Annotated in this window: 13 protein-coding genes; 7 read left to right on the top strand and 6 right to left on the bottom strand. The window is 74.8% G+C overall.

Annotated features, from left to right (window positions below):
- Positions 1-482: 482 nt before the first annotated feature.
- From ACYVO2_RS30540 to ACYVO2_RS30550, 3 genes are all read left to right on the top strand, one after another.
- Positions 483-1241, top strand: a complete 759-nt coding sequence (locus ACYVO2_RS30540) for a hypothetical protein (RefSeq protein WP_461011292.1) — start codon at positions 483-485, stop codon at positions 1239-1241.
- 95 nt (positions 1242-1336) lie between these two features.
- On the top strand, positions 1337-2107 hold the full coding sequence (locus tag ACYVO2_RS30545; protein WP_461011293.1) for a bestrophin-like domain: 771 nt from the start codon (positions 1337-1339) through the stop codon (positions 2105-2107).
- Between the two features lie 93 nt (positions 2108-2200).
- Positions 2201-3049 carry a siderophore-interacting protein gene (locus ACYVO2_RS30550; RefSeq protein WP_461011294.1) on the top strand — a complete coding sequence of 283 codons (849 nt, stop codon included), beginning with the start codon at positions 2201-2203 and terminating at the stop codon, positions 3047-3049.
- A gap of 16 nt (positions 3050-3065) precedes the next feature.
- Here the strand turns inward: ACYVO2_RS30550 and ACYVO2_RS30555 are convergent, their stop codons facing one another.
- Entirely contained in the window at positions 3066-4598 is a 1533-nt protein-coding gene (locus ACYVO2_RS30555) for an FAD-dependent oxidoreductase (RefSeq protein ID WP_461011295.1), read from the bottom strand.
- 312 nt (positions 4599-4910) lie between these two features.
- Between ACYVO2_RS30555 and ACYVO2_RS30560 the strand changes: the two genes are divergently transcribed.
- Entirely contained in the window at positions 4911-5903 is a 993-nt protein-coding gene (locus ACYVO2_RS30560; RefSeq protein ID WP_461011296.1) for a glycoside hydrolase family 5 protein, read from the top strand.
- Between the two features lie 186 nt (positions 5904-6089).
- Here ACYVO2_RS30560 and ACYVO2_RS30565 read toward each other — a convergent pair whose 3' ends face one another.
- Complete coding sequence (locus ACYVO2_RS30565; protein WP_461011297.1) at positions 6090-7241, bottom strand: acyl-CoA dehydrogenase family protein; 1152 nt, start codon at positions 7239-7241, stop codon at positions 6090-6092.
- A 199-nt stretch (positions 7242-7440) separates the two neighbouring features.
- Here ACYVO2_RS30565 and ACYVO2_RS30570 point away from each other — a divergent pair, with 199 nt between their 5' ends.
- Positions 7441-8097, top strand: a complete 657-nt coding sequence (locus tag ACYVO2_RS30570) for a TetR/AcrR family transcriptional regulator (protein ID WP_461011298.1) — start codon at positions 7441-7443, stop codon at positions 8095-8097.
- Positions 8098-8286: 189 nt separating this feature from the next.
- Here the strand turns inward: ACYVO2_RS30570 and ACYVO2_RS30575 are convergent, their stop codons facing one another.
- The 3 genes from ACYVO2_RS30575 to ACYVO2_RS30585 all read right to left on the bottom strand — a co-directional run bounded on the left by ACYVO2_RS30575 (position 8287) and on the right by ACYVO2_RS30585 (position 11537).
- Complete coding sequence (locus tag ACYVO2_RS30575) at positions 8287-8667, bottom strand: VOC family protein (protein ID WP_461011299.1); 381 nt, start codon at positions 8665-8667, stop codon at positions 8287-8289.
- Between the two features lie 195 nt (positions 8668-8862).
- The gene (locus ACYVO2_RS30580) at positions 8863-9957 is read right to left on the bottom strand and encodes a Zn-dependent alcohol dehydrogenase (protein WP_461011300.1); all 1095 of its coding nucleotides are present in this window, start codon (positions 9955-9957) and stop codon (positions 8863-8865) included.
- Positions 9958-10106: 149 nt separating this feature from the next.
- Complete coding sequence (locus tag ACYVO2_RS30585) at positions 10107-11537, bottom strand: aldehyde dehydrogenase family protein (protein WP_461011301.1); 1431 nt, start codon at positions 11535-11537, stop codon at positions 10107-10109.
- 115 nt (positions 11538-11652) lie between these two features.
- Between ACYVO2_RS30585 and ACYVO2_RS30590 the strand changes: the two genes are divergently transcribed.
- Together ACYVO2_RS30590 and ACYVO2_RS30595 are read left to right on the top strand one after the other, a co-directional pair.
- Positions 11653-13425, top strand: a complete 1773-nt coding sequence (locus ACYVO2_RS30590; protein ID WP_461011302.1) for a glycoside hydrolase family 13 protein — start codon at positions 11653-11655, stop codon at positions 13423-13425.
- 180 nt (positions 13426-13605) lie between these two features.
- A complete protein-coding gene (locus ACYVO2_RS30595) occupies positions 13606-13860 on the top strand; it encodes a WhiB family transcriptional regulator (RefSeq protein WP_461011303.1) in 255 nt (84 codons plus the stop codon).
- A gap of 24 nt (positions 13861-13884) precedes the next feature.
- On the opposite strand, the gene ACYVO2_RS30600 is transcribed toward ACYVO2_RS30595, so the two are convergent.
- Positions 13885-14685 carry an SAM-dependent methyltransferase gene (locus tag ACYVO2_RS30600; RefSeq protein WP_461011304.1) on the bottom strand — a complete coding sequence of 267 codons (801 nt, stop codon included), beginning with the start codon at positions 14683-14685 and terminating at the stop codon, positions 13885-13887.
- Positions 14686-14936 lie beyond the last annotated feature (251 nt).

Consider the following 14936-nt stretch of genomic DNA (forward strand, 5'->3'; position numbering starts at 1 on the left):
CGTTGTCCCGCGCCGGGAAAAGAAAACGCATTCCTGCCGGGTTTCTCGGACACCGACGGAAGGAAAACGGACCTGATTCCCCGCGCCTCCCGGCGGCTTCCGGAGCCCGGCGGCGGGGGAGTCACGGTGCTCGAACGCCCGCACCCGCCGGGATGAGGCGCGCGTGAGCGACCCGGTGAGCCGGGCGGCGCCGCCGGACGTCGCGCTGTGCCCCGCTCGCGCGCCGGACACGCCGCGGCGGGCGCGGCACCCCGGGCTGCCCGGGCGCCGCCCGGAGCCCTCGGCGGGGGCGGCCCCTTCCCGGCGGGCGGGTCCGGTCGCCGGGAAGGGGACGCCCCCGCCGTTCCGCCGCTCCCGGACGCCCCGGCGCCCCGCCGCATGGTGCACATCCGCGGGCCTGTCCCGACCGAAGTTGACTCTTACGGGGGAATCTTGCCGTTTTTCTTCACCCGATCCGGGGATTGTGGCGCACCATCGGGCGCGTGACTGCATCCAATCGGCCGTTACGTCGCGCGCAGGTGTGGGGAGTGGGCCTCGCGGTCCTCGGGCTGGGCTGGGCCGGCGGGGGAGTCGCGCACGCGGCCGGCCAGGAGGGAGGCGGGCACCCTCCGGCGCACTCCTCCGTGGAGGCGGCGGTCGGCCTCGCGCCCGGGGAGCGCTGCCCCCTGCGCGTCGTGGTGCGCACGCCCCTGCTCGGGCTCTCCCTGTCGCTGTGCGGCTGCGAGCGGCCGCCCGCCCCGGAACCGCCGCCCGCTCCGGAACCGCCCCCGCCGCCGCCACCGGAGCCGACCCCCACACCCCCGCCCACGCCGCCCGCGACGCCGCCGCCGGCCCCCCGGCCCCCACCGCCCACCACTCCCGCGCCCGAGCCGCCCACGCCGCCCGCGCCGGAGCCCTCGCCCTCCACCCCGCCGCCCGGTCCCGCCTCGCCCGTCCCGCCCGACGACGAGCAGGCCGCCGCGCCGCCGGCCGGCCCCTCCGCGCCGGGCGCGGGGAGCGCGCCCCCACCGGGGCCCGGCCCCGCCCCCGAGGAGAGCGCCGCCTCCCCGACCGCCTCGTCCACCTCGTCGCCGCCGGTCCGCCCGCCGCGGGCCTTCCGGCCCTCGGCCGCGCCGCCCGCGTCCGGCAGCGACATCCCGATGGTGGCCACGGTCCTCCTCGTCACCCTCCCCGCCGTGTTCGCCGCCGCCGCGCTGCGCTCGCGTTCCCGCTCCCGTTCCCGTTCCCCGTCCCACTCCTGACCGCCCCGTCCCCGTGTCCGCCGCCGCCCGCCCGGCCGCCGCTCCCGTGCCGGCCGCCGCCCGGCGGTCCGCGACCGCCTGTCTGAGAGGTGCCCGTGTCCGAATGGCTGGCCCTTGCCTTGGTGCTGACGGCCACGTGTGGGGTCGTCCTGGTCACCGCGGTGCTCAAGCACCGCAGGGAAGGGGACGACGTCGACCCCTCGGAGACCCCGGACGTCATGGAGTACATGACCATGATGATCGGCGTGGGATACGCCATCGTGCTGGGTCTGGCCATAGCCGGGGTGTGGGAGGCCCGCGGCGCCGCGCAGGACACCGCTCGGGCCGAGGCGCACGCCCTGCACGAGGTGAGCGCGCGGGCGGAGGCGTTCCCCGCGCCGGTGCGGGAGCGCATCCAGCAGCGCGTCGACGCCTATGTGCGCCATCTGCACGAGGACGAGTGGCCGCACATGGTGGACAGCGGCGAGCTGACCGCGAAGGGCGCCGCCCTGCTCGGCGCGGTGCGCAGCGAACTCGTCGCCTACGAGCCGCGCACCGCGCACGAGGAGCGGTTCTACCAGCCGATGGTCGAGCAGTTGGCCATGGCCGATGACGCCCGGGCGGCCCGGGGGCAGTCAGCGGCGCCGACCATGCCGGGAGTGGTGTGGTTCGGCCTGTTCGGCGGGGCGGCTGTGGTGGTCGGCCTGATCTTCACCCTCCAGATCCAGCACTCCACCCGGGAGCTGGTCCTGGCGGGCCTGTTCAGCGCCCTGATCGCGTTCCTGCTCTTCCTGGTGTGGGAGTTCGACGCGCCGTTCGGCCGGGACACCTCCGACGCCATGGGCCCGTTCCGGGAGTGGTTCCCGGCCGCGTTCACCCCCCGCTGAGCGGGCCGTTCCGCGCCCCGGCCCGGCGGGGCTGGGCGTTTCCTCCGCGGTCTGGTTAGGCTTGCCTAACCGAATCCGACGGAGAGAGTGATCGTGACCGATCAGCCGCAGAGCAGGAAGAGGCAGGTGCGCACGGCGCGCGTGCTGCGCACCGAGCGGCTCACGCCGCACCTGATCCGGGTCGTCGCCGGCGGCCCCGACCTGGCCGGGCTCCCGGTCGGGCAGTACACCGACCACTACATCAAGATCCTGTTCCCGCGGCCGGGCGTCGACCTGCCCAGCCCCCTGGACATGGAGGCCGTGCGCCGGGACCTGCCGCGCGAGCAGTGGCCGCGCACCCGCACCTACACCGTGCGCTCCTACGACCCCCGGGCGCTGGAGCTGACCGTCGACTTCGTGCACCACGGCGACGAGGGACTGGCCGGGCCGTGGGCCGCGGCGGCCCGGCCGGGCGACGAGATGGCGTTCCTCGGCCCCGGCGGCGGCTACGCCCCCGACCCGGCCGCCGACTGGCACCTGCTGGTCGGCGACGAGAGCGCGCTGCCCGCCATCGCCGCGTCGGCCGAGCGACTGCCGCACGGCGCCCCCGCACGGATCCTCGTCGAGGTCGCGGGCCCCGAGGACGAGCTGAAGCTGGACACCCCCGCCGACGCCGAGGTCACCTGGGTGCACCGCGGCGCCAGGCCGGTCGGGGAGGCTCTGGTCGAGGCGGTGCGGGCGGCGGCCCTGCCGGAGGCCCGGGTGCACGCCTTCGTGCACGGCGAGGCGCACTTCGTCAAGGAGCTGCGGCGGTGGCTGCGGGTGGACCTCAAGGCGGCGCCGGAGCAGCTCTCCGTGTCCGGCTACTGGCGGCGCGATGTGAACGAGGACGGCTGGCAGGCGTCCAAGGCGGAGTGGAACGCCCGCATCGCCGAGGAGGAGCGGCGCTCCCCGGACGGCTGAGCGGCTCGGCGCCGGGTCACTCCCGCGGCGGCTCCCGGCGCTCCAGGGGCCGTACCGCGGGGCCCTGGAGCACCTCCCCCGTCACGTCGAACCGCGAGCCGTGGCAGGGGCAGTCCCAGGTGCGCTCCGCGTCGTTGAAGCGGACCAGACAGCCCAGGTGGGTGCAGCGCGCCGAGACGGCGTGCAGCTTCCCCGACTCGTCCCGGTGGACCGCGCAGTGCCGCCCGTCCACGCGGACGACCGCGCCGCCGCCGGGGGCGATCCGGGCCACCGCCTCCCCGGACGGGGCGCGCAGGCGGTCGCCGACGAAGTGCCGCGCGACCGTGGCCTGCACCTTCAGCAGCGTCGGCGCCTCACGCAGCGGACCGAACCGCCTCGGGTCGTACAGGCCCGCCCACGGCGGCAGGTCCCGGCCGGTGATGTGGGCGGCGAGCAGCGCGCCCGCCATCACCCCGTTGCTCATGCCCCAGCCGCCGAAGCCGGTGGCCACGTACACGTGCCGGGAGCCGGGGTGGAACGGGCCGACGAACGGGACGCCGTCGGTGGTGTCGTTGTCCTGCGCGGCCCACCGGTGGGTGGGCGAGAACCCGGGGAAGTGCTCGCGGGTCCACGCGGTCAGCCGGGTGAACCGCTCCTCGGTGCTCGCCCCGCCCGGCAGCAGGTGCTCGCCGGTGACGATGAGCAGGCGCTGCCCGTCGGGGAGGGGCGCGGTGCGCACCGAGCGGGTGCCGTGGTCCGGGGTGAGGTACATGCCGGTGGGCGCCCGGTCGGCGGGGACGGGTCCCGCCACGACGAGTTCGCGGCGGGGCTCCAGCCGGGCGAACAGCAGCGCCCGGTCGAACACCGGGTAGTGGGTGGCCACGACCACGTCGCGGGCGGTGACGCGGGCGCCGTCCCCGGTGGTGACCCGGCACGGCTCGCCGTCGTGCAGCCCGGTCACCCGGGTGTGCTCGAAGACGCGGCCGCCCCGGGCGGTCAGGTCGGCGGCGAGCGCGAGCAGGTACTTGCGCGGGTGGAACTGGGCCTGGTCCGCCACGCGCACCGCTCCCGCCACCGGGAAAGGCAGCTCGGTGTCGGTGACGAACGTCGCGGGCAGCCCGGCCTCCCGCGCCGCCTCGGCCTCCGCCTCCGCCCGGGCTGCGGTGTCCTCCGTCTCGGCGTAGGTGTACGCGGGGACGGTCTCGAAGTCGCAGTCGGCGCCCAGCTCGGCGGCGACCTCGGCCACCTGCCGCACCGCCTCCGACTGGGAGCGCGCGTACAGCCGGGCCGCCTCGGGGCCCCGCTGGTCGCGCAACGGCGCATAGCGCAGGGTGTGCAGCGCGGACAGCTTGGCGGTGGTGTGGCCGGTCACCCCGGCCGCGATCCGGTCCGCCTCCAGCACGGCCACGCTCCGCCCGGCGCGGGCGAGCTCCCACGCGGCGCACAGCCCGGCGATGCCGCCGCCGACGACCGCCACGTCCACCTCGATGTCGGTGTCCAGCGGCGGGTGGCCGGTGCCCGGGACGGTGGTCATCCAGTAGGACGCGTGGACGGGCGACGGCTGCGCCATGCGGGACTCCCTTCCGTGGCGGGGGCCCGGCCGCGGGGAGGTGCGTGCGGTACCGGGTCGCGTGCCGCGCCTGCCCGCCAACGGCCCGGGCAAACCGGCGGGCACGCACGCCCAACCGGTTCAGCGCGCCACACCGGGGGCGCCGAGTTCCGCGCGGGTGCGCTGTCCACGGGCGGAACGGAGGGCTTAACCGGTTCTGTTCGGAGTGTTGTCCTCGGGTGAACGCGCTCCTACGCTGAGCCCCGCGCCACCCGCGGAGCGCCCCCGGCGTTCCGTCCCCCCACCGGTTCGCACTCCAACGGAGTTCCCGTCATGAGAAAACGCCTGGCCACCGTCGCGGTGGCCCTGATCGGCCTGCTGCTGCCCCTGCTCGCCGCCACCGCCTCGCCCGCGCAGGCGGCCCAGGGCCTGAGGGTCAACGGAGGCCGCCTGGTCGAGGCCAACGGCAGCGCCTTCGTCATGCGGGGCGTCAACCACGCCCACACCTGGTACACCTCGCAGACGCCGGGCGCGCTGCGCGGCATCAAGGCGCTCGGCGCCAACACCGTCCGCGTGGTCCTCAGCTCCGGGGACCGGTGGACCAGGAACAGCGCCGCCGACGTGGCCAACGTCGTCTCCCAGTGCAAGGCGAACCGGCTGATCTGCGTGCTGGAGGTGCACGACACCACCGGTTACGGCGAGCAGAGCGGCGCGGTGAGCCTGTCCCGCGCGGCCGACTACTGGATCAGCGTCAAGAGCGCGCTGACCGGCCAGGAGAACTACGTCGTCGTCAACATCGGCAATGAGCCCTACGGCAACAACAACCACGCCGCGTGGACCAACGACACCATCGCGGCCGTGCAGAAGCTGCGCAACAACGGCTTCCAGCACATGCTGATGGTGGACGCGCCCAACTGGGGCCAGGACTGGTCGTTCACCATGCGGGACAACGCCTCGCGGGTCTTCGCCGCCGACCCGCAGCGCAACACCGTGTTCTCCGTCCACATGTACGGGGTGTTCGACACCGCGGGCGAGGTGAGCGACTACCTCAACCGGTTCCGCTCCGCCGGGCTGCCGCTGGTCGTCGGCGAGTTCGGCCACAACCACTCCGACGGCAACCCCGACGAGAACGCCATCCTCGCCACCGCCCAGTCGCTCGGCATCGGCTACCTCGGCTGGTCCTGGAGCGGCAACGGCGGGGGCGTGGAGTACCTGGACATGGTCACCAACTTCAACGCCTCGGCGCTGACCTCCTGGGGGCAGCGGATCTTCAACGGGACGAACGGCATCCGCCAGACCTCACGGCAGGCGACGATCTACGGGTGATCCTTCGGGCTGGGGCCCTGAGGGTTGGGGGCCTCAGGTCGTGGGGCTTCGGGGCCCCGGGTCGCCGACGCCCGGGCTTCCCGCTCCGGGTGCGTCCGTGCAGGCGGTGCCGGAGGCCGGGGCCCCACTCGTCGCCCGCCGCCCCGGCGGCGGGCGACGAGCGGGGCGGGGCCCGGCCCCCGCCCCTCAGGTGAAGGCGTTCACCCCGGTCAGGGCGCGGCCGATGAGCAGTTTGTGGATCTGGCTCGTCCCCTCGTACAGGGTCGTCACCCGAGCGTCCCGCAGGTACTTCCCGACCGGGTACTCGTCGATGTAGCCGTAGCCGCCGAACACCTGCAACGCGTTGTTCGCCGCCCGGACGGCCGCCTCGCTGGCGAACAGCTTGGCGGTGGAGGACTCGGTGGCGAACGGCAGCCCCCGGTCGATCAGGTCGGCCACCCGCCACACCAGCAGCCGCGCGGCGTCGGTGTCCACGGCGATGTCGGCGAGCAGCTCCTGCACCAGTTGGTGCCCGGCGACGGGTCTGCCGAACTGGGTGCGCTGCCCGGCGTACGCCACGGCCGCGTCCAGGCAGCCCTGGGCGATGCCGACGCACCCGGCAGCCACCGACATCCTGCCCTTGGCCAGCGCCGCCATCGCCACGGAGAAGCCGCGCCCCTCCTCGCCGAGCCGCGCCGCGTCCGGCACCCGCACCCCGTCGAAGGCGAGGGAGGCCGTGGCCTGGCCGCGCAGCCCGAGCTTGCCGTGGATCTCGGTGCGGGTCAGCCCGGGGGAGTCGGCGGGGACCAGGAAGGCGGTGACTCCGCGGTGGCCGGGGCCGCCGGTGCGGGCGAACACCAGGGCCACGTCCGCCCAGGTGCCGTTGGTGATGAACGTCTTCTCGCCGTCCAGCACCCAGTCCCCGCCGTCCCGCCCGGCCCGGGTGGCCAGGTTCGCGGCGTCGGAGCCGGTGCCGGGCTCGGTCAGCGCGAAGCAGCCCAGCGTCCGGCCCGAGGTGAGGCCGGGCAGCCAGCGCCGCTTCTGCTCCTCGGTGCCGTACGCGGCCACCGACTTGGCGACCAGGCCGAGCGAGACCGACACGATGCCGCGCACCGAGGAGTCACCCCGGCCCAGCTCCTCGAGCACCAGGCAGTACGCCAGGTGGTCCCCTCCGGAGCCGCCGTACTCCTCCGGGACGGTCAGCCCGAGGAACCCCAGGTCGCCGAGCCGCCGGATGATCGAGCGGTCCACCGACTCCGCGCGGTCCCAGGCGGCGGCGTGCGGCGCGATCTCGCGGTCGGTGAACTCGGCGGCCAGCTTCCGCACGGCTTTCTGCTCGTCGGACAGCTCCAGGTCCATCGCTGCTCCTCGGCGCGTGGCGGCGGGGCGGGGAGGCGTGCCCCGAGGCTGGAAACTACCACCGCTAGTTTCGGTGGGCCAGCCCACGTCCGGCCGATCCCCCGGTGGAAGAATGCCCCCTGACGGCCACCCGACCACCGCCGCCCCGACCCGCCGACCGCCCCCGACAACCGCCCCCGACAGTGGAGGATCCCCACCCATGGCGAGGCCCCGCCAACCGCTGCTGAGCCGCGAGCGCATCGTCGGGGCCGCCCTGGCGCTGATCGACGCCGAGGGCCTGCCCGCCCTGTCCACCCGCCGCCTCGCCGCCGAGCTCGGGGTCAGCGGCCCGTCGCTGTACAACCACTTCGCGGGCAAGGACGAGATCCTGGACGCGGTCGCCGACACCGTGATCGCGCGGGTGGACGTGTCGATGTTCGGCACCTGCGACTGGCGGGTGGCGCTGCGCCGCTGGGGCCGCTCCTACCGCGCCGCGCTGGCGGCCCACCCCAACATCGTGCCGTTCCTCGCCCAGGGTCCCGGCCGCAGGCCCGCCTCGCTGCGGCTGGCCGACGCGGTGTTCGGCGGCCTGGTGGCGGCGGGCTGGCCGCCCGCGCACGCCACCCGCATCGGCGCGATGATGCGCTACTTCGTGGCCGGCTCGGCGCTGGGCTCCTTCGCCCGCGGCTTCGTCGACGACGCCGGCCTCTACCGCGAGGAGTACCCGCACCTGGCCCGCGCCCACCTGCTGGCGGAGCATCAGCAGGAGGTGGACGAGGGCGCCTTCGAGGTGGGCCTCGCCGCCCTGGTGGACGGCCTCGCGATCCGCTACGAGCAGGTCGTCGGCCCCTTGGAGCCGCTGCCCGCCGACAGCTAGGCCCCGTGGCTCGGGACGGCCCCGAACCGGGGCGAGTCGCCGCGCCGCCCGGCGGTCGCGGTCGGGGACAGCGCCTTCGGGCCCTGTCCGCCGCCCGGCTCGCTCCCGCCGCCGGGACGGCGCACGCGCCGCCCGCGGGGAACCGCGGCGGTCCGGGAACGTCCCGCCGGAGCGCGCCGACCCGCGGCGTCAGAGCGGGTTGAGGCGGGCCTTGAGCAGGCAGAACTCATTGCCCTCGGGGTCGGCCAGGACATGCCACTGCTCGTCCCCCGTCTGGCCGATGTCGGCAGGGCGCGCGCCGAGCGCCAGCAGGCGTTCGAGTTCGGCGTCCTGGTCGCGGTCGGTGGCGTTGACGTCGATGTGCAGCCGGGACTTCCCCTTCTCCGGCTCGTCCCGGCGACTGAGGAACAGCGTCGGCTGCGCACCACCGAACCCTTCGCGCGGCCCGATCTCCATCGATCCGTCGTCCTCGCGCCCGAGCACGACGAAGTCCAGGACCTCGCACCAGAACCGCGCCAGCGCCTCGGGGTCACGGCAACCGAGCACGAGCTCACTGATCCGACATGCCATAACGAAACCCACTCTCGACCTGGAGGCCGCCGGGAGGCCACACACGGACTCCACGGACTCCATGAACTCCACGGACTCCCAGCAGCGAAAACGATCTCCGACCGTACCGGACGAGGCGACCACGGCGAAACGTTTTCGGGCCCCCGACCGGGCAGCCGGGCGAGGCGCCGTCGGCCACGCGGTCGGGAAGCCGGCTCAGTGGGACGCGGCCCGGTCGAACAGCACCAGCGTCCGCCCGCCCCGGCCCGCCGTCATGCGGGCGAAGGCGGCGGGGACGCCGTCCAGGCCGACGCGGTCGGTGACCAGGGCGTCCAGGTCCAGGCGGCCGGAGCGCACAAGGTCGGCCAGCACCGGCAGGTCCCGCCGCGGAACGCTGTCGCCGAACATGCTCGCCGTCAGGGTGCGGGCCTGGTGGAACAGCTCCAGGGCGGAGAACGCCACCTGGTCGTCCCCGCGGCCGATGCCGAGCACGGTGGTGCGCCCGCCGCGGCGGGTGGCGGACCAGGCGGCGCGGATGGTGCGGGCGCTGCCCACGCACTCGAAGGCGTGGTCGGCGCCGTGGCCGGTCAGCTTCCTGATCTCCTTCGGGGTGCCCTCCGCGGAGACCAGGAAGTGCGTGGCGCCCTGAGCGCGGGCGAGCTCCTCCTTCTCCGGGGCCAGGTCCACCGCGACCACCGGGTCGGCCCCGGCCAGCCGCGCCGCCTGCACCACGGCCAGGCCCACCCCGCCGAGCCCGTACACGGCCACCGACTCGCCGGGCCGCACCCGGGCCGCGTGGTGCACCGCGCCGTACGCGGTCATCACGGCGCAGCCCAGCAGCGCGGCGGTGACCGGCGGCAGGTCCGCGGGCAGCGGCAGCACGGCCCGCCGCGACACCACGGTCTCCTCCGCGAACGCCGCCGTGCCCAGGCCCGCGTACAGCGGGGTGCCGTCGCGCAGCGCGGCGTACGGCACGGCCGCGCCCTCGCCCGAGCGGGCGCACAGGAACGGCTCGCCGATCCCGCAGAAGTGGCACGCGCCGCACGACGGGTTCCAGTTGAGCAGCACCGGGTCGCCGGGGCGCAGTTCCGCCACGTCCTCGCCGACCGCCGTCACCGTGCCCGCGCCCTCGTGGCCGAGGACGGCGGGGAACGGCTGGCGCAGCGTGCCGTTGCCCAGGGACAGGTCGGAGTGGCACACCCCGGCGGCGGCCAGGCGCACCCGCACCTGGCCGGGGCCGGGCTGCGGCAGGTCGATCTCGGTGAGTTCGGGCTCCGCCCCGACGGCGGGCACCACGACGGCGCGGACCACGGCTGTTCGCCTCCCCGGACGAGGGTGTCTGTGTTGGAACGGCTGTCTGCGGGGACAGCCGTCTGCGGGTACGGCTGTCCGGTCTTTGGGTACGGCCGTCCGTGGGGCCGTCGGCTCCCGGAGCGGCCGTCCCGGCAGGGGCTGCGGCCTCAGAACTGGAGGGACTTGGTCTGGAGGTACTCGGCCAGGCCGTGCCGCCCCAGTTCGCGGCCGATCCCCGAGTCCTTCCAGCCCCCGAACGGGGCCAGCGGGTTGAACCTGCCTCCGTTGATGTCCACCTGCCCGGTGGCCATGCGGCGGGCGAACGCCACGGCCCGCTCCTCGTCGGCCGACCACACCGCGCCGGACAGCCCGTACGGGGTGCCGTTGGCCACGGCCAGCGCCTCCTCCTCGTCCCGGTAGCGCAGGATCGACAGGACCGGCCCGAAGATCTCCTCCTGGGCGATCGTCGACTCCGGGGCGACGTCGGCGAACACGGTCGCCCTGATCCAGTGCCCGCGGGAGCGGCCCTCCGGCGGTTCGGCGCCCCCGGCCACCAGGCGGGCGCCCTCCTCGGTGCCCCGGGCGATGTAGCCGCGCACCCGCTCCAGTTGCCGGGCGGACACCAGGGGCCCGAGGCGGGTCGCCGGGTCGGCGGGGTCGCCCGGCAGGTACTTCGCCGCGGCGGCCACCGCCAGGTCGACCGCCTCGTCGTACGCGTCGGCGTGCACCAGCATCCTGGTCCAGGCGCTGCACGTCTGCCCGGCGTTGGCGAACGCGTTGGCCACGCCCGCGGCCACGGCGCGCGGCAGGTCGGCGTCGGGCAGGAGCACGTTGGCGGACTTGCCGCCGAGTTCGAGCGCGACCCGCTTGAGCCCCCGGCCCGCGGCGGCGCCCACGGCGCGGCCGACGGCGGTGGAGCCGGTGAACGACACCAGGTCCACCCCGGGGTGCGCGGCGAGCGCGGCGCCCGCCGCCTGCCCGGTGCCCGTCACCAGGTTGAACACCCCCGGCGGCACGCCCGCTTCGTGCACCACCCGTGCGAACAGCCGCGCCACCAGCGGGGTGTACTCGGCGGGCTTGAGCACCACCGTGCACCCGGCCGCCAGGGCGGGCACCACCTTCGCGACGACCTGGTGCAGCGGGTAGTTCCACGGGGTGATCGCGCCGACGACGCCGACCGGTTCGTGCAGCACCCGCGAGTTGCCGACCCGCTCCTCGAACGCGTGGGAGCCGAGCAACTCGACACAGGAGGAGGTCACCGCGATCGGCAGGGCCGCCTGCACCTTCCGCGCGAACGTCACCGGGCAGCCGAGCTCGGCCACGACCAGCTCGGCGATCTCCTCGGCGCGCGCGGCGAGCCCGTCCCCGATCCGGGCCAGACGGCCGGCCCGCTCCGCGGGATCGGTCGCCGCCCAGGAGGGCAGGGCGCGCCGGGCGGCGCGGACCGCGGCGTCCACGTCCTGTTCCGTGCCCGCGGGGACGGCGCCGATCACCTGCTCGTCCACGGGGCTGGTCACCTCGATGACCTCGCCGCCGGACGCGGGCCGCCACGCGCCGTCGAGGTAGAAGTCGAGGGGGAAGCCGTCCTGGGAGGCCACTGGTCGCGCTCCTGACTCCGTGCGGGTCGCCGGTTCATTAGCAGTGCTAGCTTAAGGCGGTCCCGCCTCCCGGCGGAAGCCGCCCCCGCGGCAGGGCGCGGAGCGGGCGTCGGCCATGCTGGAGGTCCGTGTGTGGAGCAGCCAGCAGCGAGGGGGAGCCGTGTCCGACAGCGCGCCGTGGTGGAAGTCGGCGGTCGTCTACCAGATCTATCCGCGCAGCTTCGCCGACGCCGACGGCGACGGGATCGGCGACCTGCGCGGCATCACCAGCCGGCTCGACCACCTCGCCGACCTGGGGGTGGACGTGCTGTGGCTGTCCCCGGTGTACCGCTCGCCGCACGACGACAACGGCTACGACATCAGCGACTACCAGGACATCGACCCGCTGTTCGGCACCCTCGCGGACTTCGACGAACTGCTCGCCGCGGCGCACGCCCGCGGCATGCGGCTGATCATGGACCTGGTGGTGAACCACACCTCCGACGAGCACCCCTGGTTCACCGAGTCGCGCTCCGGGCCGGACAGCCCCAAGCGCGACTGGTACTGGTGGCGCCCGCCGCGCCCCGGCCGCGAGCCGGGCACGCCCGGCGCGGAGCCCAACAACTGGGGCTCGTTCTTCTCCGGCCCCGCCTGGGAGTTCGACCCGGCGAGCGGCGAGTACTACCTGCACCTGTTCTCCCGCAAGCAGCCCGACCTGAACTGGGAGAACCCCGAGGTCAGGCAGGCCGTGTACGCGATGATGCGGTGGTGGCTGGACCGCGGCGTGGACGGCTTCCGCATGGACGTGATCAACCTGGTCTCCAAGGACCCGGCGCTGCCCGACGGCCCGGTGCGCGGCGCGGACCCGTACGGCGACGGGTCGGCGTACTACACCTGCGGGCCGCGCATCCACGAGTTCCTCCGGGAGATGCACCGCGAGGTGTTCGCCGGACGGGCCGAACGGCTGCTGACCGTGGGGGAGATGCCCGGGGTGACCGTGGAGCAGGCCCGCCTGTTCACCGACCCGGAGCGGGCCGAGCTCGACATGGTCTTCCAGTTCGAGCACGTCGGCCTCGACCACGGTGACGGCAAGTGGGACGTGCGCCCGCTGCGGCTCACCGCGCTGAAGGAGTCGCTGGGCCGCTGGCAGGACGGGCTGAACGACACCGGCTGGAACAGCCTCTACTGGAACAACCACGACCAGCCCCGGGTGGTGTCCCGCTTCGGCGACGACGGCGCGTACCGGGAGCGCTCCGCCGCCATGCTCGGCACCGTGCTGCACCTGCACCGCGGCACCCCGTACATCTACCAGGGGGAGGAACTGGGCATGACCAACGCCCCGTTCGCCTCCGTCGACGACTTCCGCGACATCGAGTCCCTCAACCACTACGCGCAGGCCGTCGCCGCGGGCACGCCCCCCGAGCAGGTGCTGGCCGGGCTGCGCGCCATGGGCCGGGACAACGCCCGCACCCCCATGCAGTGGGACGACTCGCCGCACGCGGGCTTCACCGCGGGGACGCCCTGGATCCCGGTCAACCCCAACCACCGCTGGATCAACGCCGCCGCGGCGAGCGCCGACCCGGCGTCCGTCTACCACCACTACCGCCGCCTGATCGAGCTGCGGCACACCGAACCGGCCGTCGTCCACGGCGACTTCACGATGCTGCTCCCCGACGACGAGCGCGTCTACGCCTTCCTGCGCCGCCACGAGGACGTGGAGCTGCTGGTGCTCGGCAACTTCGGCGGCGAGGACGCGCCGGTGGACCTGCCCGACGCCGCCGAGTGGGCGCGCGCCGAACTCCTCCTGTCCAACGTCCCGCCGGAGCCCGCGGACGGGCCCGGCGACGCGCTGGTGCTGCGGCCCTGGGAGGCCAGGGTCCACCGCAGGCGGCGGACGGGCCGCGGTTGACGGGCGGCGGAAATCGGGTCGCGTTCCGGCGGAATCGCCCGGGGATCTCCGGGTAGGCGCAGCCGAGCGGCAAGCTGAACCGGGATCCTCCGGGCCGGCCGTGCGGCGGCCGAGACGCCCCCCGGGCAGCGTGGAAACCCTCGAAAGTGCCCCGAGCGGCACGGAAACGGAGTACCCCCCATGGACTGGCGTCACCGGGCGATCTGCCGGGACGAGGACCCCGACCTGTTCTTCCCCATAGGCTCCTCCGGCCCCGCGCTGTTGCAGGCCGAGGCGGCCAAGCGGGTGTGCCACCGCTGCCCCGTCCGCGAGCAGTGCCTGGAATGGGCCCTGGCCAGTGGTCAGGACGTGGGTGTGTGGGGCGGCACCACCGAGGACGAGCGCAGGGCGCTGAAGGCGCGCCGGCGCAGGGAGACGGCCGGGCGGCGGCGCTGAGCGCCCGGCCGGCGCGCGGCCGGGTCAGCGGCCCGGTTTGCGGCCCACTCCCGCGTACATCCACCTGGTGTAGTCGCCCAGCGGCTGCTCGGGCCGCCACTCCGGCACGTGCACCACACCGGGTTCCAGCAGCTCGAACCCGTCGAAGAACTCCCGCACCGCGGCCCGGCCGCGCGCGGTGATCCCCGAGTTGGTGTTCTTCCAGGTCTTGATGATCTCGTCCGCCTTCTCCGGGTATCCCTCGTGGGTGCTGTGCGAGAGCACCAGGAAGCTGCCCGGGGCGATGCGGTCCCGTACGGCCGCGACCGCCCGCGCCGCGTGCTCGTCGTCAAGGAAGTGCAGCACCGCGACCAGCAGCACCGCCACCGGCTCCCGGTAGTCGACGAAGTCCAGCAGCTCGGGGTGGGCGAGCAGCTTCTCCGGCTCGCGCATGTCGGCGGTGATCACCGTGGTGGTGCGGTTCTCCGCCAGCAGGGCGCGGCCGTGGGCGAGCACGATCGGGTCGTTGTCGACGTACACCACGCGGGAGCCGGGCGCGGCGCCCTGCGCGATCTCGTGCACATTGCCCTGCGTGGGCAGGCCCGCGCCGATGTCGACGAACTGGCGGATGCCCTCCGCGGCGCACATGGTGACCGCGCGCCGCAGGAACGCCCGGTTCTCCCTGGCGGCGGCGGGGATGTCGGGGGAGACCTTGATGGCGTGCTCGGCGGCCTCCCGGTCGGGGGCGTAGTTGTCCTTGCCGCCCAGCCAGTAGTCGTAGATCCGCGCCGGGTGCGGCTTGTGCACCTCGAGATCGGTCCCGAAGTCGAACTCGTCGTCAGCCATGGGAAAGCGCTTGCCCCTTTCATGGGCCGCGCCTGGTGAGGTGGCCCGATGGGACGCAGCATAGCCCGCTTGTTCGAACGGAGCATGGGCGGCGGAGGGAAAACGCCGCAGGTGAGGGGGAGTTGAGACGTCCCGAGGAGTTTGTCCCGAGGAGATCGTTCCGGTGGTGCGCGGCCGGGGCGCGCGGACCGCGCGGGCTCGTCGAGGCCGCCCGCCGCGGCGCGCGGGGGTCGCGGGGGTGCGGCCGGGCC

It is taken from the genome of Streptomyces capparidis, assembly GCF_054782095.1.